We start from the raw sequence: 19,628 nt of genomic DNA, 5'->3' as shown, positions 1-19,628 counted from the left end.
AGAACGAAAATTAATATCCACTTAATGTTACCATGATATCTGCTAATGGACTATCAAAAGATGAAGGGATTTGCCAAAAAGACGAGAAGCGAGTTGAATAAACTTGTCTAGTTCGTAATCTCACGTTCGCTGAGATGGCGCAGTTGGGTAAAAGCTGATTTGCCAGCACTTGGACCACTACTTAGCTAACGTGTTGCATTCTTTTTGCCTCTTCAAAAAAGAGGCTGGGCAAATTCCCAGTCTCTCTTGAAATTTTAGTTATTAATTTGTGGGTAGCGATGTTCTCGCTGGAGTTCTACTACTGAGTCGAAACGTGCTCGCCAGGAGCTTGCTAGAGCTAGCAATCTCTCTGCTGGCTCGCACTCTAACCAAAGTAATTAATCCCAATCGCATCGCGGACTTCCTTCAGGGTTTGGTTAGCCACCTTATTAGCAGCTTCTGAACCTTCTTTTAGCACTTGATCCACGTAATCCATGTTTTCCGCAAAGTGTTCACGACGTTCACGGATTGGCTTCAAGGTTTCTTGCAAAACATCATTCAGGTGCCGTTTAATCTTAACGTCACCCAAGCCACCAGCACGATATTGTTCCTTCAAATCAGCTACTAGTTGTTTGTCTGGATCAAAGATGTCTAAGTATGTGAAGACAGTATTGCCTTCTACATGGCCGGGGTCAGAAACCTTAATATGAGTTGGATCGGTGTACATTGACATGACTTTCTTTTGGATCGTGTCAGCATCATCAGAAAGGTAGATGCAGTTTCCCAACGACTTACTCATTTTGGCATTACCATCAAGGCCTGGGATCCGCCCTTCACCCTTTGGCGGGAATACCCCTTCTGGTTCAACCAAGATTTCTTTATCGTAAATCCGGTTAAATGAACGAACAATTTCACGGGTCTGCTCCAGCATTGGTTCCTGGTCATCCCCAACTGGCACCGTATCAGCCTTGAAGGCAGTAATGTCAGCGGCTTGACTAACTGGATAGATAAAGAAACCTGCTGGAACACTTTCGCCAAACTTTTTCTGCTTGATTTCAGTCTTAACAGTCGGGTTCCGGTGTAACCGTGAAATCGTTACAAGGTTTAAGTAGTGCATTGTTAATTCGGATAAAGCAGGTATCTGTGATTGAACAAAGATAGTTGACTTCTTTGGGTCAATGCCGACAGCTAAGTAGTCCAATGCCACTTCATGTAAACTCCGTCGAATTTTTTCTGGATCACGAGCATTATCCGTTAGGGCCTGTTGGTCGGCAATCATGATGAAGGTCTTGTACTTACCAGTATTTTGTAATTCTACCCGGTTCTTCAATGAACCCACATAGTGACCAATGTGTAACTTTCCCGTTGGACGATCACCGGTTAAAATTGTGTTTGTTTTCTTTGTCATTGTTATCACTCCTTGAAATAAAAAAGGTCCTATTAATCCCTCACAGACTAATAGGACGCTTTCGCGCGGTGCCACCTAAATTGTAACTAACAATTAGTTACCACTCATTGTTTTATTTAACTGTAACCAATTCGTGCTTTGGGAACCTTCACACCAACCGTTCCTCGCTGTTCTCACACTACTGAACAGCTATTATTTTAATCCATGATGATATAAAAAAGCAAGCAACGACAAGAGTCCTGTATAATAGACATAATCATTCCAAGGGAGACTAGTTATGAAATCAAAACGCAATAAAACAATTGATTTTGATTTAGCACATGCGCCTAAAGAGGTTTTAGATAAGATTATCCATCCAGAAAATCAGCACTTGCTTGATCCAAAAGCAATCCGTGATCATATTGTTAACGGTGATTCTTTTCAAATCTTGGGCCAATTACCACCAGCCAGCATTGACTTAGCCTTAATCGACCCGCCCTATAATCTGGACAAGCATTATGACGGGCTAAATTTCAAACAGATGGATGATCAACAGTACCAACAATATACTGCCAGGTGGGTTAAAGCTGTTCTCCCACTTCTAAAGTCCACCGCCAGCGTATATGTCTTCGCAGATTGGCAAACTAGTATTGCACTAGCACCACTCCTCAGTCAGTACTTCACCATTCAAAACCGCATTACCTGGCAACGCGAGAAGGGTCGCGGAGCTAAAGCCAATTGGAAGAACAGCATGGAAGATATCTGGTTTCTCACCAAGGATCCGCACCATTATACTTTCAATATTGAAGATGTTAAGCAGCGTCGCCGGGTGATCGCCCCCTACCGGCAAAACGGGCATGCTAAAGATTGGCAAGAAACCAAACGGGGTCGTTTCCGTGATACTTTACCATCCAACTTCTGGGATGACATCTCGATTCCCTATTGGTCAATGGCCGAGAATACCGGTCACCCAACGCAAAAGCCAGAAAAATTGATGGCTAAGGTTATCCTCGCTTCTTCCAATCCTGGCGACCTGATTCTGGACCCATTTGCGGGTGCCGGTTCTAGCCTCGTTACTGCTAAGAAGCTAGGCCGCCACTTTATCGGCATTGAACAAAGCTTACTCTACTGCGCTTGGGGCCAATATCGGCTGAATATGGCCAACCACGATTCGCGAATCCAGGGCTATACTGATGGTGTTTTCTGGGAACGGAACACCATGGCACAGCAGAAAAGAATTATTAATAATAAGAAAAAGTCAGCTAAATAATTAGTCATAGTCACTAATGCCCGTCAAGTACACGGTTCAAATAGAAGATAATTTATATCAAAATGAGACATAAGTCCCTAAATTAGAAGCTCTATTCAAAATTTAATTAAAATTGAAGTGCCATAGAATAGTTAGACATTTACAAATTCTTAATTGACGGATTGATTCCGATATTCGATCGGAGTCAGTTAGCTTTTGTTTAAAAAGGTTCTTGTGTAATTAAACCAATGTATAATTGTTAACCGTTTTCCTCAATGGCTCAACGGAAGATATCTTAATTCTCTTCAAGCATTCTCTTTCATTAAGTTAAAGAAATTTTCTATTAGGGCATTATCTAGACAATTTTCCTACTCATCCCCATACTCCATTTTCTTTATTAGTAACCAACTACAAGTGTTATGTAGAAATAGTTGGGAACTCCCCTTATAATAAAAAAAGGTTGTATGGGGAGGATTAATAATGAAAAATTTTCTAAAGTTTATTGGTTTATTTTTGTGTTTATCAATTGTAACCATAGTCTATGGCTGCTCCAATAGTGCAAACACTTCTAATACTAAGAAGCAGACGTTGAGTGGAGTTTATAAGATATCAAACAAAGATGTCGATAAGGATGAAGCTGGTAAACCTCAACCAGGATATTATTATTTTAAGAAAAATGGGCAAATGCTATGGGCAAAAGCGGACACAGGTGATGGAGATCAAGGTTATTATGGTGATGCTGCCAGAGGTACATGGAAATCATTAGGTAATAATAAATTCAGAATTCATATGAAATACATCTACGATAATGATGATTTAACTTTCAATGCTAAGAAATCTGGTAATAAATTACATACATATTCAAATAGTCGTAAGGCCAAGTATGAATGGGATGCCGACGATAACTATAAGCAACCTGATATGACATATTCAGACTTTATGGTAATTTTTAATAATGGGAAAAAGAGTGAACAAAAGAAAGTTCAAGAAAATGGTTACGACAAGCCAGACAATGGTTCAAACAGTACTAACTCTTCTTCCAATTCATCTAGTAACAATGATTCTGTAAAAATTAACAATGCTGATGACGCACTAGCCTACCTTAAGCAACAAAAAGGCGATGGAAATTATACCATCTCTCATGGTACGTTTGGTATGTCTGATAACCCATACGCAACGATTATGGATGAAGATAGTGGTACTCAATATATTGTTTATCAAGACGGTAAAATTGAAGAAAATAACGATTAGTAGCCTTCATAGAAAGAGTTCTATCTTGTAGTGATCCCCCATAGTTGGACAAAGCAACCCAACTATGGGGCATTTTGTGTACATTTACCCTTAACTTACAAAATATACTTTTAGTCACAAAACCCTATTTCAGGCCAATTCATAGTCCAACCATTCTGCGATCATTTATATCACCATTCAGGGCCTGTTCTGTACCTGTATATCCATCACGTACTAGTGATTCAAAAACATAACCAGCATTGTCAACACCGTTAATAACCGGTTCAACTGATAGTGAACCCATTCTTGTGGCTTGCGAAATGCTACGTGATCGTTATACCCAACTTTTTTATTGCACTTCACCTTGTAGGAGTCTTTTTTACTGTTTTATAACTGAAAGAAAATTTTTTCTAAATGCGTACTCTAAACATTCGTTATTTTTACGCTCTTTAATCTGTTTATCCACTCCCTGGTTAACCAGAAAAAGCCCTCCAAGTATAAGATGAATTTTCTATTTCATCTGTATACTTAGAGGGCATCATAGCCTAATTAGCCGATTTTTTTGTGTTATTTAGCTTCCTTAATGATAAAGGTCTGTTCGCTGAAATCTGATGCTGGTTTAGGTGAAGCAGTCCGGTCCATAATCCGTGGGACAAAGTAACCAGCGTTCATCAATTCAGCACCAGAGAACTTTTCACTGCCGTCGTTAACGGTGTACTTCTTCTTCGGATCAAGTCCAGTAAAGTACGTCCGAATGTAAGCAGGATTTGGCTCGTTCAAGATTTGGAAACGGGTGGCGATTGCAAGGCTCTGGTCATCATTAACCACTTGCCAACCGTAAACATTATCATTATCCGTATCTGGGTTATCTAACCGGTAGAAAGTACCAAATTGGTAAAGATGACGGTATTGCTTGTAGAAAGCAACCTGCTTCTTAATTGTTGCCAGGTCATCGTGTGACATCTTAGTAATGTCAAGTTCGTACCCAAAGGCACCGTAGTAAGCAACCGCGGCTCGGGTAGCCAATGATGTTAAGCGGCCAACCTGATCATTTGGTACTGCGGAAACATGAGCACCCCACATTGATGGCCGGTAACCATATGAAGTGCCATCCTGAATCTTAATCCGTTCAACGGCATCTGTATCATCAGAGCACCATGCCTGTGGAGCGTAATACATCATACCAAGGTCAAAACGACCACCACCAGAAGCACATGATTCAAAAAGAACATCTGGGAAAGCCTTAGTCAGGCGATCATACAGTTGGTAAACGCCGAGAATATAACGGTGACTAAACTCTAATTGTTGGTCAGCTGGTAATTGGGCACCAAACATTTCAGTAATGTTCCGGTTCATATCCCACTTAATGTAATCAAGCTTAGTCTGCTTGATGACCGTGCTCATTCGGGTAACCAAGTAATCAACTACTTCTTGACGGGTCATGTCCAAGACAAATTGATTCCGCGCAGGTGTATTGTGGCGACCAGGCGTAGAAATCATCCAGTCAGGGTGTTTCTGATACAGCTTACTGTCAATAGAAATCATTTCTGGTTCAAACCATAAACCAAACTTCATTCCCTCTGCATGAACCTTGTCAGCAAAGCCGGAAATACCGTTGGTAAACTTCTTCTGGTCCACAAACCAGTCCCCTAGACTGGACCGATCGTCGTCACGGTGGCCAAACCACCCGTCATCCAGGACAAACATTTCGATACCCAGCTGCTTGGCCTGCTTGACAATTTTCATTAGCTTAGCCTCATTGAAGTCCATAAACGTGGCTTCCCAATTATTAATGAGGATTGGTCGGTCTTCGTGCGCAAAGTGAGGGTTAATTAAGTGTTCTTGATAAAGGGCGCCCATTTGTTGACTCAACTGGTTCAAACCATCATTAGTGAAACTCATAACGGCTTCAGGGGTTTGGAACCGAGCACCTTTCTTTAATTGCCAGCTAAATTCGTCAGGATTAATTCCCACAAGAACCCGTGTCGTATCAAACTGGTCAACTTCAACAGAATCTAAGAAGTTTCCTGAGTAAACCAAGTTAAATCCGAAGGCAGCCCCTTGGTTATTATCAGTATGCTTGCGTGCCAGAATAAAGAATGGATTCTGCTGGTGACTAGAGGCAGTCCGCAAGCTGGAAATACTCTGCACACCAGAACGCAATGGTGTCCGAATCAAGTGACGTTCCCGCGCCCACGTTCCTGAGAACTGCAGCATATCATAATCAGCGTCAGGCAAGTCAAGTTGGGCACTCAAAGCCCGGTTAATTGTGACCTGATCTCCATGGTTAATAAATGTCGTGGAACGAACAATCACATCTTCAGCAGTGAAGATAGTGTAATGCAGTTCCATTGTGAGTTTTGCCAGGTGATCGACTAACTTAACGGTCAGGGTTTGGGCGTCTTGCCCTTCGTCATCAAAGGTCGATGGTTGGCCCGCTAACCGTTGCTTACCATCAGTAATCTGGTAATCCTGGTATTCAAATTCTGATGTGCGGGATCCGTTAGGGTAGGTAATTTGAAAGGCCGGATAACGATAATCACCTTTGCCAAAACCAGCATATTCTTGCTTGATTAGTTCCAGTTGAAAATCTGACTGTTCAATCGTCAGCGTGTTTGTACAATCGTGTTCTTCACGACTTGCCAAGTTTTGATAAGCCGCCTTCACTGGAATTCGTGGCCCGTAGTACAACTGACCTGGCATACCATTTTCCAAAATTTGGAAAATATAGCTGGTGTGATCAGTCTGTAAGTGAAAGACTTGTTGTTCTTCATTGACGTGAATACTCATGAGAATGTAACCCCTTTCAAGTGTCTGATTTTATTATAACGTTCTCTAACCTTGAGTACCAGAATCCTTCTGAATTGCGACTTGTAAAACATTATCAGGGAATTTGACATCTGTCCCCACATTCCCAGTTACTTTAACGTTATCAAACTCTTTACTGTTCGTTACGGTCACAACAACCGTATCATCTAAGCCCGCTTTCTTAATGGCTGGGTCCCAGAATTCAATCAATTCTTGTCCCTTCTTGACGTGGTCGCCATTTTCAACATAGGAAACAAAACCAGTCCCCTTCATTTTGACTGTCCCGATCCCAACGTGAATTAATAAGGCAATTCCATCGTCGGTCACTAACCCAACCGCATGGCGGGTCGTAAAGATTTGTTTAACAGTAGCATCAAATGGTGCTAATACCCGTCCATCAGTTGGCTTAATGGCAAAGCCTTGGCCTGCCTGGCCCTTTGAAAAGACGTCATCATGAACATCATTCAATGCTTCCAACCGACCAGCAATTGGTGTTGGAATATCAACTAATTTATCACTACCACTCTGTTTAATATTCTTGCCCCATGTTTTTTCTAGTTCAGCAACGATCTCAGCGTGCTTTTCTTCACTTAAGAAGACCTTCTTGCCAAAGACAAAAATTGAAATAATGACCAAGACCGCTGGTACCGCAAACATCAGCAGTTTAAAGTTGTGTGCTTGGGTAGCCGTAATGGTTGAAGCAGAAGCACCTGTTGTCATCCCCGCGATGATCGCCACTTGACCAACGACCCCGTTAGCAACCGCACCACCGAATTTATCAAGCAGTGGCCGAATCGAGAGAGCCAATGATTCGTCACGGTGACCAAGTTTCAATTGACCATATTCAACAGAGTCAGTTATGACCATTAACACGATCAAGAAGACAATCTGTTGTGGTAAACCGAATAATGATGCCGCTAACAGTACTAATACCAGGTTATCCCCAGCAACGGCGAACAGCCCCAAACCACATAGCAAACAAATCAAAGCACAGGTAAAGAGGGCCTTCCGGCTAAGTTTCTTTGACAGAATTGGGAACAGTGAAGTAGCCACGATCCCCAGGCAAATGTTGATCGTGGAGAAAATTGAGAAGGCTTTTGGCCGTCCCATGATATAAGTGAAGTAGTAGACTTCCAGAGAGTTCACAATGTTAATTGCAACACAGTAGAACAGGTAAGCACAACCAACCCACATCAACTGGTCATTACCGGACAATACTTTAAAAATACCAATAATCCCAACAGTGTCCTTCTTATTCTTCCGAATCGAAGAGTTAACTTCTCGGGTAAAGATACCGACACCCCAGGCAGAGATCAATGCTAAGAAACAAATGATCAGGGCAAACATGAACCAGCCACGGTCGTCACCAGTACTTGTTTTGGTAGCAGAGAAGAAGATTACCGCTGGCATTACCAGGATCCCAACTAATCCCCCACCAATGGCTGAACCAACCCGGGCGTAAGTGGCTGTCTTTTCACGTTCTCGTGAACTGGTCGTCAGTGATGGTAACATTGACCAGAAACCAACATCCTTGAATGAATAGAAGATATCCATTGTAATGTACAAAATGGCAAAGAGGATCAGGTAACCGATCGCACTCTTCTTATACAAACCACCCATGTTAGTAAATAGTAACAAGAGGATTACTGAAGATACCGTTCCACCGATAACAACCCATGGACGGAAATGTCCCCAGCGCGTCTTGGTCCGGTCAATGGCGTTCCCAATAAACGGATCAATAAATAATTCCACAAACCGTAGACACATAATGATCAGAGTTACTGTACTGATCATCTTGTTATCTAACGATTTGTTACCAGTATCAAAGAGGTGCGAAGTAATGAACATGATTAGGTATCCACAGAGGAGACCGTAGAATGAGTCATTACCAAAAGCACCAAAACTATAAGCAAGACGTTCTCGCATTGTCATCTTGCTTTTACTATTCGTACTCATAAACGTTCCTTCTCCCTAAAATTGATCTGCGGTTTGTATCCGCTTTCAGAATTCGGGATAATTATATTTGATAATCGTTTATCAATCCATGGCTGCTTGTACTAAAAAAATGCCAATTATCACACAGGACAAATTGACATCTAAGAATGTATAATCATGGTATAATGCGGTATAGAAATGATACGTGAATGAACAAATATCCATGTTAGCGGTTTTTTAAAATTGCTAAAATAGACATTCTTACAAAGGCAAGTGATAATAATGGACGACGAATATAAAAGTTTAACTGGCAAAAGTTTTGAAAGTAACATTCTGTTCATTGGCCAATACCAATGCCCACCTAACTACTTTTATCGGGGCAATAACGTCCGGGAAAACTATGTCATTCATTACGTTCAATCCGGCCAAGGAACTTTTTCATCAGCTAATCGACCGGCAGTCACTTTGAAAAAGGGTGACGTGTTTATTTTACCGAAGGGCGTGCCTTGTTTTTACCAGGCAGATAGCCATCATCCCTGGAAATACTTCTGGATTGGCCTGTCTGGTACCAAAATCAACACAATGCTAGCCGGTTCACAACTGGCGACTAAACGTTACATCCGTCAAGTCCAAGACAGCCACTTTTATGACCACCTAGTCCAACTATTCTCGGCCCTGAAGCAACCGGGATCCTTAGCAAATGATATTCGTATAGAAGCGCTCACTTACCAAATGTTCTATGACCTCGTTACGGAATACCCAACTAAGCATCCCCGGTTAAATATGAAGGCCGCTAACCAGCTTAAACTGGCCAGCTACTATCTCAAAGAGAATTACCACAAGGCCAGCTGCAATATTGAAGATCTCTGCCATCACCTCAATATTTCCCGTAGTTATCTGTATACCTTGTTTAAAAATAAGATGAATATTTCACCACAAAAGTACTTGACGCAAATACGGATGGACGATGCCAGCCAACTATTACGGGATACTGAAGAACCGGTCCAGGTGATTGCTCATCGAGTTGGCTATAAAGACGAATTTACCTTTTCCAAAGCTTTCAAGCGGGCAAGCGGCTTTAGTCCCAAAGTATACCGGCAACGGGTACGGTATTAACTGATCCAAAAAGGCGCTAAGGATTAGGCGCCATAGGTTCAAAACTACTAGTAACAAAACAGTGAGGTGCCGTCAGTCCTCTTATATAGTCGAAAATACTTCAGCAACGTACATAAAAGGGCCCTAGTATTCGGAAAAACCGAACGCTAGAGCCCTCTGTGCTATTAAGCCGCAATATTAGCCTTGAACGAATTTGAATTCTGGGAACCAAATCTTAATTTCGCGTGTTGCAGAAGCTGGTTCATCAGAAGTGTGGACAATGTTCCGCAGGTTGCCATCTGGCCATTCACGACCATAATCACCACGGATAGTTCCCCATTCAGCTTCAACGGGGTTCGTTGCTCCGGCCATGTTGTGAATAGCTTTGATAACATTAGTTCCAGAAACCACGATACCCACGATTGGGCCTTCAGTCATGTATTCCAATAAGTCAGGGAAGAATGGCTTATCAACCTTGTCAGCGTAGTGTTGACGAAGTAATTCTTCAGTAGGTTGAATCATCTTTAATGCTTCAATCTTATAGCCCTTCCGTTCGATCCGCGTAATAATTTCCCCAATATGACGGGTCTTAACACCATCAGGCTTTACCAATACTAATGTGTATTCATCTTTAACCATTTGAAACAACTCCTTGCATGCATGTTTAACATATACAGGTTAACATAACTTTACTCATTATGAAAGCGCTTTTTTAAGCTAAGTTCTTCCATTTTACTTAATTAACTGGTACTCAATCGTCAAATGTTGACTAGCAGTCGGATTAATAGCTGACGAAACTGGTCCAGAACTAATTAATACCAAGTCGTGCATTGCTCGCGTAGCCATTGTGTAAATCATACCGACCTCATCTGTGCCCCGTAAGTTGGCCGCAGAAACATCATAAGCAATTACGGCATCGAACTCCAGACCCTTTGCCAGGTAAATAGGTAATACTAGAATCCCGTCCGGTAAAGATGTGTCGTTAACATTTAACTGGTGGACTTTCTTAAACTGCCGGTGGAGCTGTCGATAAACCTGCTTAGCTTGATCAGCATTCTTCGTCAAGACTGCAACAGTCTCATACTTGGTACTCAGTTGGTCGACACTTGCTAATAATGTCTGTTCAACTTGGTCAGCAGAATCACGCACATATAAAGTTGGTCGCTCACCATGGCGGGTAAACGACATAATTTGATCGCCATCCGGCAGCATCCCCTTGGCAAAGTCAGTAATTTCTTTAGTTGACCGGTAACTCCGTCGTAATGAAATTAAGTTAGGATGGTGAGCATCCATTGTTTTGCTGAGCCGTTGCAAGAGGTGTTCAGGCATTTCCAAGGGCTTAAATAGTGCCTGCTCGCTGTCACCAAGGACGGTAAATTTAGCACTTGGAAATACGTGCCTTAGATAGATCATCATTGCAACCGAGTAATCCTGCATTTCATCAATAAAGACGTACTTGAACGAATGGTTTTGTCCAGTCCCCATCAGGAGGTCACGCATATACATCAGAGTAGCGGCATGCATCATATCTAAGCGATGATATTCTAATTGGTCACTATAGTCGGTAACCATCCCCTGCCAGTCGGCTTTGGTAACCTTCGTTGGTCGGGCTAATTGTGATAACCACTGCTGGTACTGACTATAAAGATCAATAAAATAATCATTATAAATCGCATCCGCCACAATCCTGAGCCGGCGTTTCGTCCAGCGATATGCCAGGTAAGCATATTGTTCATCTTCATCGTGGAAGTCATCAATTGTTTTCTTACCATACAAACGGTGTAACTGCTGGCGATCGAGTGAATCCAACTCCTTAGCCACCCAATCCTTTTTTGCCTCTTCCTTCACCCGGCGTTGCAACTCCCGAATCAGTTGGTTCTTTAATTGCACCATTCGATTTGCCGAACGCATGGCCGCTGGTTGGTGCATGTACAGGTTCTTAATATGTTCCGCCGTAAAGAAAACACGTCCTTCAAAAGTGACGTTAGCAAATTGGAGGTCCTGATCTGCTAAGCCAGCAACATAGTGACGAACATTCTTCATTGCGACCGCACTTTCTAAATAATCTGCGATCCGCCGGTCATCTTGGGAGGCTTTCTGCCGCCGTTCGTAACGTTCAAAGATGTTTTCAACACGAAGTCCTTCAAACCGTCGTCGAATGAAGCCGGAAATAGTGACCTGGCGCATATTGCGTTCACCTAAGCTCGGCAAAACTTGGGAAATATAATGACTGAACAACCGATTTGGTGAGAACAAGACAATCTGGTCAGCGTTCAGAGCTGTTCGACTATGGTAAAGCAAGTAAGCAATCCGCTGTAAAATCGCAGACGTCTTACCAGAACCGGCCACCCCTTGGACCAGCAAGAGATCGCTATGGGTATCGCGAATAATGTCATTTTGTTCCTGTTGAATAGTGGCCACAATGTTATGCATGTATTGGTCATTTTGCTCACCTAAGGCTGCCTGAAGCAGCTCATCACCCACCGTTTCATTGGTATCAAACATATTAGTAATTTGACCGTCCCGAATAGTAAACTGCCGTTTCTTAACGAGTGTTGTTTTCTGTGGGCCGTTTGGTGTTTCATAAGTTACCTCCCCCAGGGTACCGTTGTAATAAACACCAGAAATTGGGGCCCGCCAGTCATAAATTAAAAACTGACTCTTGTCATCGTTCATCAACGAAGCTGTCCCGATATAGAGACTTTCAACTTGATCTTCACCAGGATCTTGAATATCGATCCGCCCAAAATATGGCGACCGTTGGAGGTTTTGGAGGGTCTTTAACTGGCGTCGGAGAATGGTTTCGCTTTCCACCGCCCGGGAAACCAATTGCCGCTGCTGTTCAATCATTGCCCGTGATTCAGCAATATCATCGACTTCGTAACGGTTAATTGAGGCATTTTCACTGTAGTTTTGTTCAACTGCTCGTGTTTCCTTATGAGCCGCTGCCAATGCTTGACGAGTCTCCTTAATCTGCCGGTCAATTTGCTGCATCACATAATCGACTCGTGCTTGCTCGACTTGACGTTCGTGTTCTTCTTTGTTCACACTTTTTCCTCCCGTTCAAATTGTCCCCCTATTGTATCACTCGCCTTCAGCAACCAAAAATAAAACGACCGGTCACCCGGTCGCTAATTTCATTATTTACTTTGTTGGGCAATTGAGTTATGCAATGCATGTTTGAGCATGAACGGTGCAATAACTGTCGCTAAGATAATGACGGTAATAACATCAGAATAGTACATTGAAGAAAGCAAGTGTGCTTGATAACCAATTTGAGCTGTAATCAAGGCCATCTCACCACGGGCCACCATTCCTGAGCCAACCACATATGAACTATGCAATTCGAAGCCCGCCAGCTTAGCTCCCGTTCCGCAACCAAACAGTTTGGTAAAACATGCTAAAACGGTCATCACGATGACAAAGATAAATGATTCATTCAACCGATCAAACCGCATATTCAACCCCACACTGACAAAGAACAGGGGAATAAAGAGGGCATAACCGATCGGGATAAAGCTCCGGTCAATCGTTTGTTTACGATGAGTATTAGCCACTGCAATCCCCGCAAAGAAGGAACCAACGGCGCCAGATAGGCCAACCCAATCTGCCAAGGCTGCCATTCCTAAACAGATAATCATTGCCATTACGGAAGGCGATGCCACTGTTAATAAGTGTTCGCTCAGGTGCATCATATACGGTGCAAGCCACTTGACCAATAAATAAGTACCGCCGAAGAATAACACTTGTAAAAGCAGTACTGCCCATAGTGGCTGACCGCCAGTCTTATCTTCTGCTTGATTGACAACACTGATCATAATACTAAGGAGGATCACCCCAATGATATCATCTGCGACTGCGGCTCCTAAAATAGTAGCCCCTTCTTTACTATCAAGGTATTTGAATTCACGTAATACCGCAACAGAAATACTAACTGAAGTCGCGGAAAAGATCACCCCAATAAAAACTGATTCAAGTTTAGTAAAGCCAAACAGATAACTCACTGGTGACATCAATGCAACAGGAAAAATGACTCCGACAATTGCCACAATTACTGCCGGCTTTAAATACTTCTTCAATAGGGACAGGTCACTTTCTAGCCCCGCGATAAACATTAAGATAATGACCCCAATCTCCTGAAATTCATTCATCATGGTGTCTAAATGCACCCAGTTTAATATGCCGGGGCCGGCAATAATGCCAACGAGGATCTGCCCAATAACCTCAGGAATGCCTACCCGTCGACATAGGTGCGCAACAATCTGGGTGGCTAATAGTAACCCCGCTAAAACGGCAATGAATTCCATTTGATTTCCTCCAATCATTCTCATCAAGATTTAATCAATATTTTAACATATCTTTTTCGGTGAATGATAATTGGCGCCTGATTCTCGAAAGAATATAATGGAACTATTATTATGAGGAGTGAATTTCTATGCCATCGATTAAGCAAGCAAAAGATCTATTACGGCCGATGGGTAAATCACCATTACTCCACCATACTGGGCTAGGAATACTGGTGGGGATCATTACTGGATTAGTAGTCGGCCTCTTTCGTTGGATCATCGATCATACCCTAGTGTTATTAACCATCATTTATCCCTTTATGAAGCATCACTCAGTCTGGTTAGTGCTCTATATTATTGCAATTATTGTAATCGTTTGGCTTATTGCTTATCTAGTTCAGCCTTATAAAACCGACTTAATTGGCTCAGGGGTCCCGCAACTGAAAGCTATTTTAAAAGGCCGTCACCATATGGATTGGTGGCAAGTACTATGGCGTAAGTTCATCAGTGGCTTACTAACCATTTGTCCTGGATTGTTTCTTGGTCGCGAAGGCCCTTGTATTCAAATTGGTGCCTGTATTGGTCAAGGTGTTGAACAGCATTTTAACCATCGTCAACCCGATTCTAAGTTATTATTAGCATGCGGTGCCGCCGCTGGGCTGTCTGCTGCTTTCAGTGCCCCACTAGCCGGCGTAGTCTTCTTACTAGAAGAAATTAGCCACAGTTTCAAGGCGAAGCTATGGCTCCCAGCATTAGCTGCTGCCGTTAGTGCCGACCTAATGACTTTTCTTTTCTTCGGATCCCAGCCTTGCTTATTTTTACCCATTCATCATCAATTACCATTAAAAGTTTATCCATGGTTATTACTAATTGGTGTGATTACCGGAATCATTGCTTACCTTTTTCAATACTGCTTATTTAACCTGCAATGGTGGTATCGGAAGTTTACGATTATCCCTAAGCGTTACCATAGTATTCTCCCATTGCTCTTAGCAATTCCGGTCGGTTTGTGGAATCCACGTGTCCTTGGTGGTAGTCACAACTTGATTACCATGGTTGCCAATTTTTCACTCACTAAAAATTGGCCATCACTCCTCCTCTTGCTGTTAATTTTGGTTGTTATCCGTTTCATTGGCACAATGATTGCTTATGGTTCCTCAGTTCCTGGGGGAATTTTTATGCCTATCTTTGTCATTGGTAGCTTATTGGGCGCGATTGCTGGCATAATCCTGGTTCATAGTGGTTTAATCGATGAGAGTGGTTACCTAACAATGATTGCCATGGGAATGGCCGCTTTCTTTGCAGCAACAGAAGGAACCCCTTTTTCTGCAATCCTCCTGGTAACAGAAATGGTTGGTTCAATTGAACAGGTTCTCCCAATGACCATCTTGGTCTTTATCGCGTATTACACGAGCATCTTGTTAGGGGCACGTCCTTCACTTTATGATGCATTACTAGAAAACATGAATTTTGAAGATTAGTAAGTGTGGCCTACGGAGTCTTTATTGACTCCAGCCGCACTTTTATTTATAATTTTTATCGAACATATGTTCAGGAGGGTGCAATGATGTTCTATAGTCAAGAACCACATGGCTTATTTATGCTAATCGATAATAAATCCTTCTATGCCAGTGTTGAATGCGTTCAACGTGGCCTTAATCCGTTAACTACTCCATTGGTTGTGTTCTCTGAAGCTGATAATACCGGGACTGGTTTAGTAGTCGCTGCTTCGCCCATGGCTAAGAAAATTTTTCATATAAAAAATGTCGATCGTGGGTATCAAATTCCCCAAGATTCACGCTTATTAATGGTTCCGCCGCGAATGAATCTTTATATCAAAAAGAATTTACAGATTAATCAGATCTTTACAAAATATACTGACCGTGTCAGCCCCTACTCTATTGATGAATCAATTCTGGATTTAACCCACTCATGGCAGCTCTTTGGTCAATCGCCACAACAAGTAGCACGAACAATTCAAAAGGATGTCTATCGTCATTTGGGGTTAGTAACGACTGTGGGCATTGGTGAAAATCCCCTCCAAGCCAAATTAGCTTTAGACCTTTACGCCAAGCATAATGATCATTTTATCGGCATCATTACCTACCAAACAGTTCCCAAAATGATCTGGCCAGTTAAGGAGTTAACTGATATCTGGGGAATTGGTAAGCGAATGGCTCTTCGCCTCAATAAGCTTGGTATTCATAATATGTATGAATTAGCCCACGTCAATCCATATCAATTAACTGAACACTTAGGGTTAACCGGTAGCGATCTTTATGCCACTGCTTGGGGAATTGATCGAACCGATATCACTAAACCAGTTCCACCCCAAAATAAGTCAATTGGCAACTCACAAGTTTTACCACGCGATTATCATCATCAATCAGAAATTGAAACAGTGATTAAAGAAATCACTGCCCAAGTCGTTGCGCGTATCAACCGGCATCAATTACAAACACGAGTTGTGCATCTTGCCATCACTTATTCAGGGCATTATTACCATCCTAATCATAAAAACTATTTTGCTCATTCTCACCATATTCCGCCAACCGCTGATGAAAAGGAAATCCGCCTTCAGATTCTTACTATCTTTCGTAAATATTGGGATGGCCGACCTGTACGTGATATTGCCATTTCTTGTGGACAACTAAGTCCAGAAACCGGCGAACAGCTGAACCTCTTTCATTCCAGCAAAAATAGCGATTATCGTCTTCAACAAGTAATCGCTAATATCCGGAATAAATATGGGAATACGGCAATTATGTCAGCTAATAGTCTTAAAAAGGGCGGCACTTTTATTAAACGTGCGGGACTGGTCGGCGGTCATAATGGTGGTAATGCATTTGAATAATAAGAATTAATTGTTAAAAAAATGTGCTAAGTAAGCCTGGTACGCAAATGCTAAAATTAGATTTCGTAATAACCGCTTTTGCTTAGTATGTTCACTACCAATCTGTTGCAAGTTCTTATGGTAGCCGAAAACATAAGATAAAGCATTATCCAATTCTTTAACAAAATAATCATAAGCAACTGCAGTTGGATATGTCTCCTCTTGAATCTGTAACGCGCGCTGTAAGTTCTTCTGCTCAACCACATTTTTAGCAATCACAATAAAAAGTAGCTGGGCAATTTGATCCCGTTGGTAAAGTTTATTTTGTGGTGAGTCAATTAAGTGATGCTTAACATAGTTACTAATCATGGATTGGGTAACCTTGACATTGCCAAAAGGAGCACAACAATCTTGCAGATAGGTAACAACCTGATTTAAATACAGTCCCATCGTTGGTAACTCTTGATAAGCTGGCAATGCAAAGGGTGAAGATGTTGTCATTATGTAGTCCTCCTCAATACTTAAGCATTATTGTACAGACGATTAATTTCAACTGTCAATCAATTACTGAACAGCGGTTTTTTAAAAACCGTTGACAGCGGTATTAAAAACTACTATGATGGTGAAAACTCATTGTGAGGTCTTTCAAAATGACAGTTAAAATTATTACTGATTCTGGTGCTAACTCATTTGACAAGCTAATTGCCGGGGTTCCCCATGTGAACGTTCCTCTGACATTGACGGTCAATGGCCACTCATTTCAAGATAATTCTCAATTAGACTTAGCCAATTTCTTACAAGCATTAAAAGATACCCAAGCGCCGACCTCATCAGCTTGTCCCAGTATTGGCAACTGGCTTGCTGCTTTTCAAGGAGCTGACGAAATTTTTGTATTAACCATTACAAGCGCGTTATCAGGAAGTTATTCTTCGGCCATTCAAGCCTCAAAGATATATTTACAAGACCACCCAAACGTTCGCATCCATATCTTTGACTCTAAATCAGCAGGGCCCCAAATTCGTTTAATTGCTTCAATACTAGCAATTCTGGTTAATAACCACTACCCATTTGACGAAATTGTTGAATTAGTCAATGAGCAAATTAAAAAGACCGACCTGCTTTTTTGTCTGCAAGAGCTTGATAACTTAGCAAATAGTGGCCGCATCAGTCCTACCATTGCTAAATTAGCCAAAATGTTGAATCTATGCGTCTTGGGAACGGCCAATGATCAAGGAGAATTTGAAATGCTTAGTCGCCAACGTAGTACCAAGAAGCTTTACCATAAACTTGTTAAGGTAATGATCAAGCAAGGATATCATGGCGGTCGGGTTTTTATTGACCATGTGCAATGTCATGAAAAAGCTACTAAAATGGCCGCAGCCATCTCAGCCGCTTTTCCGAGTGCTATTATCACCATTGCTAATTGTGGGGCCCTTTGCTCATATTATGCTGAAAATGGTGGCCTGATGATTGGTTTCGAAAAGTAACGACAAATACCCCCCTAAGTTGACGCTAACTTAGGGGGTTATTCTTATACAAAAAGCTGTTCCAAAGATTCACTCAGCAAATTACGTTCCGTTAAGCACGTTTTAATTGGACATCAAAATAAAGTACACCATGCTCATAACGGGCACTTAGTTTACCATTGAAATCACTAACAATTTGGCGTGCCATTGATAGGCCAATTCCAAAGCCATTTTTCTTATTATTGCTATGGGCTGTATCGCCGCGGTAAAACCGGTCGAAGAATTTATTGTAATCAACCTTAGCACCCTTTGCAAAAGTATTTCCGATAGATAAAATAACTGTCCGTCCGTATCGGCCTTGATGAAGATCAACTTTAACTTCGCCATGATCATCACAATACTTATTAGCATTATCGAGTAAGATACTAACTAGTTCACTGAAGTAATTTTTATTAGCCGTTGCAACGAGATTAGGTTGAACATTCAGCAAGAATTGGTGCTGACTGTTTGCCATGATACTTTTAAAAGAATCTGTTACTGTAGTGACAACTTTGCTAACGGGGATTGCTTCCAGTTGAATATTCGGCTGCTCTTGCATTCGTGCCAAAGATATTAAATTACCAACTAATCTAGTTAATCGTGCTACTTGCTGTTTATTACTCTTTGTCCACTCACTTTCCCCATCGATCATTTCCTGCATCTCAGTATTAGCGGAAATAACAGCTAATGGAGTCTTTAATTCATGACCTGCGTTAGTAATAAATTCACGTTGTCGTTTCTCTGACTGAATAATAGGACGAATCGCCCGATTGGAAAAAAGCGCTAAAACAATAGTATATAAAACCATTGAAATTAGCCCTAATAGAATACCGACCCGAATGACCTCGTTAGTCTCACTCATTAAAATGGTTTCATCTAGGAAAACAACTAGTCGGCCATCCGCAACCTTCTTAGTTTTATAAGCATAAGCAGTCCCTGAGTGATATATTACCCCTTGATTTCTTCGCCGCTGTGTCACGCGATTGGCCATCTGAACAATCATCTGCGGTGACACAGTACTAATGTGTTGATTATCAACTTGGTCAATCGATCCATCTGGTTTAACGATGGCACTAAAGTACCGATATTGAAAAATACTCTCTTTTGTTATCGGTGTTTGGAGAAAATTCTGTGATTGACGTGTTGCATCTGCCACAGAAAGCTGCCCATCGTTTTTCACTAACATCGTTAAGACATTGTTTACTTTACCCTGAGCACGATAATAGGCAATGGAGCCAATTGAACCAACAATTGTGACTAGCACTAGTAACAGGGCCATCATCGAAACCAAAATAAACTTTTTGCGAAAATAACTAATCAT

Annotated in this window: 15 protein-coding genes; 6 read left to right on the top strand and 9 right to left on the bottom strand. The window is 41.7% G+C overall.

The features are described 5' to 3' along the window. Nucleotides 1-364: 364 nt before the first annotated feature. Nucleotides 365-1,387: a tryptophan--tRNA ligase gene (gene trpS / locus FD27_RS00170; RefSeq protein ID WP_057747672.1), complete on the bottom strand. Its 1,023-nt coding sequence runs from the start codon at nt 1,385-1,387 to the stop codon at nt 365-367. 277 nt (nt 1,388-1,664) lie between these two features. On the opposite strand from trpS, the gene FD27_RS00165 reads away from it, so the two are divergent. Both FD27_RS00165 and FD27_RS00160 read left to right on the top strand, forming a co-directional pair. Beyond that, complete coding sequence (locus FD27_RS00165) at nt 1,665-2,636, top strand: DNA-methyltransferase (RefSeq protein WP_057747670.1); 972 nt, start codon at nt 1,665-1,667, stop codon at nt 2,634-2,636. 459 nt (nt 2,637-3,095) lie between these two features. Then, nucleotides 3,096-3,866, top strand: a complete 771-nt coding sequence (locus FD27_RS00160; protein ID WP_057747667.1) for a hypothetical protein — start codon at nt 3,096-3,098, stop codon at nt 3,864-3,866. Between the two features lie 139 nt (nt 3,867-4,005). Here FD27_RS00160 and FD27_RS08660 read toward each other — a convergent pair whose 3' ends face one another. The 3 genes from FD27_RS08660 to FD27_RS00150 form a co-directional block, all read right to left on the bottom strand. Continuing rightward, nucleotides 4,006-4,149, bottom strand: a complete 144-nt coding sequence (locus tag FD27_RS08660) for a hypothetical protein (protein ID WP_157055077.1) — start codon at nt 4,147-4,149, stop codon at nt 4,006-4,008. 263 nt (nt 4,150-4,412) lie between these two features. Beyond that, complete coding sequence (locus tag FD27_RS00155; RefSeq protein ID WP_057747666.1) at nt 4,413-6,635, bottom strand: alpha-galactosidase; 2,223 nt, start codon at nt 6,633-6,635, stop codon at nt 4,413-4,415. Between the two features lie 45 nt (nt 6,636-6,680). Continuing rightward, nucleotides 6,681-8,609, bottom strand: coding sequence for a glycoside-pentoside-hexuronide (GPH):cation symporter (locus FD27_RS00150; protein WP_057747665.1), 1,929 nt, complete (start codon nt 8,607-8,609; stop codon nt 6,681-6,683). 261 nt (nt 8,610-8,870) lie between these two features. Between FD27_RS00150 and FD27_RS00145 the strand changes: the two genes are divergently transcribed. Next, nucleotides 8,871-9,704, top strand: coding sequence for an AraC family transcriptional regulator (locus tag FD27_RS00145; RefSeq protein ID WP_057747663.1), 834 nt, complete (start codon nt 8,871-8,873; stop codon nt 9,702-9,704). A gap of 177 nt (nt 9,705-9,881) precedes the next feature. Here FD27_RS00145 and ndk read toward each other — a convergent pair whose 3' ends face one another. The 3 genes from ndk to FD27_RS00130 form a co-directional block, all read right to left on the bottom strand. Next, nucleotides 9,882-10,322 carry a nucleoside-diphosphate kinase gene (gene ndk, locus FD27_RS00140; protein WP_057747662.1) on the bottom strand — a complete coding sequence of 147 codons (441 nt, stop codon included), beginning with the start codon at nt 10,320-10,322 and terminating at the stop codon, nt 9,882-9,884. A 93-nt stretch (nt 10,323-10,415) separates the two neighbouring features. Further along, nucleotides 10,416-12,731 carry an RNA polymerase recycling motor HelD gene (gene helD / locus FD27_RS00135; protein WP_275453085.1) on the bottom strand — a complete coding sequence of 772 codons (2,316 nt, stop codon included), beginning with the start codon at nt 12,729-12,731 and terminating at the stop codon, nt 10,416-10,418. A 92-nt stretch (nt 12,732-12,823) separates the two neighbouring features. After that, entirely contained in the window at nt 12,824-13,990 is a 1,167-nt protein-coding gene (locus FD27_RS00130; protein WP_057747661.1) for a cation:proton antiporter, read from the bottom strand. 128 nt (nt 13,991-14,118) lie between these two features. On the opposite strand from FD27_RS00130, the gene FD27_RS00125 reads away from it, so the two are divergent. Both FD27_RS00125 and FD27_RS00120 read left to right on the top strand, forming a co-directional pair. Further along, complete coding sequence (locus FD27_RS00125; protein WP_057747660.1) at nt 14,119-15,450, top strand: ClC family H(+)/Cl(-) exchange transporter; 1,332 nt, start codon at nt 14,119-14,121, stop codon at nt 15,448-15,450. A gap of 86 nt (nt 15,451-15,536) precedes the next feature. Beyond that, nucleotides 15,537-16,823, top strand: a complete 1,287-nt coding sequence (locus tag FD27_RS00120; protein WP_057747659.1) for a Y-family DNA polymerase — start codon at nt 15,537-15,539, stop codon at nt 16,821-16,823. Between the two features lie 6 nt (nt 16,824-16,829). Here the strand turns inward: FD27_RS00120 and FD27_RS00115 are convergent, their stop codons facing one another. Further along, entirely contained in the window at nt 16,830-17,303 is a 474-nt protein-coding gene (locus FD27_RS00115; protein WP_057747658.1) for a DUF1836 domain-containing protein, read from the bottom strand. Between the two features lie 149 nt (nt 17,304-17,452). On the opposite strand from FD27_RS00115, the gene FD27_RS00110 reads away from it, so the two are divergent. After that, entirely contained in the window at nt 17,453-18,289 is an 837-nt protein-coding gene (locus tag FD27_RS00110; RefSeq protein ID WP_057747657.1) for a DegV family protein, read from the top strand. A gap of 91 nt (nt 18,290-18,380) precedes the next feature. On the opposite strand, the gene FD27_RS00105 is transcribed toward FD27_RS00110, so the two are convergent. Next, the gene (locus tag FD27_RS00105) at nt 18,381-19,628 is read right to left on the bottom strand and encodes a sensor histidine kinase (protein WP_057747656.1); all 1,248 of its coding nucleotides are present in this window, start codon (nt 19,626-19,628) and stop codon (nt 18,381-18,383) included.

Origin of the sequence: Limosilactobacillus frumenti DSM 13145 (assembly GCF_001436045.1) — a bacterium.
GTDB lineage: Bacteria > Bacillota > Bacilli > Lactobacillales > Lactobacillaceae > Limosilactobacillus > Limosilactobacillus frumenti.
Note: the sequence above shows the minus strand (reverse complement) of the source record. Positions and strands in the feature narration are given on the sequence as shown.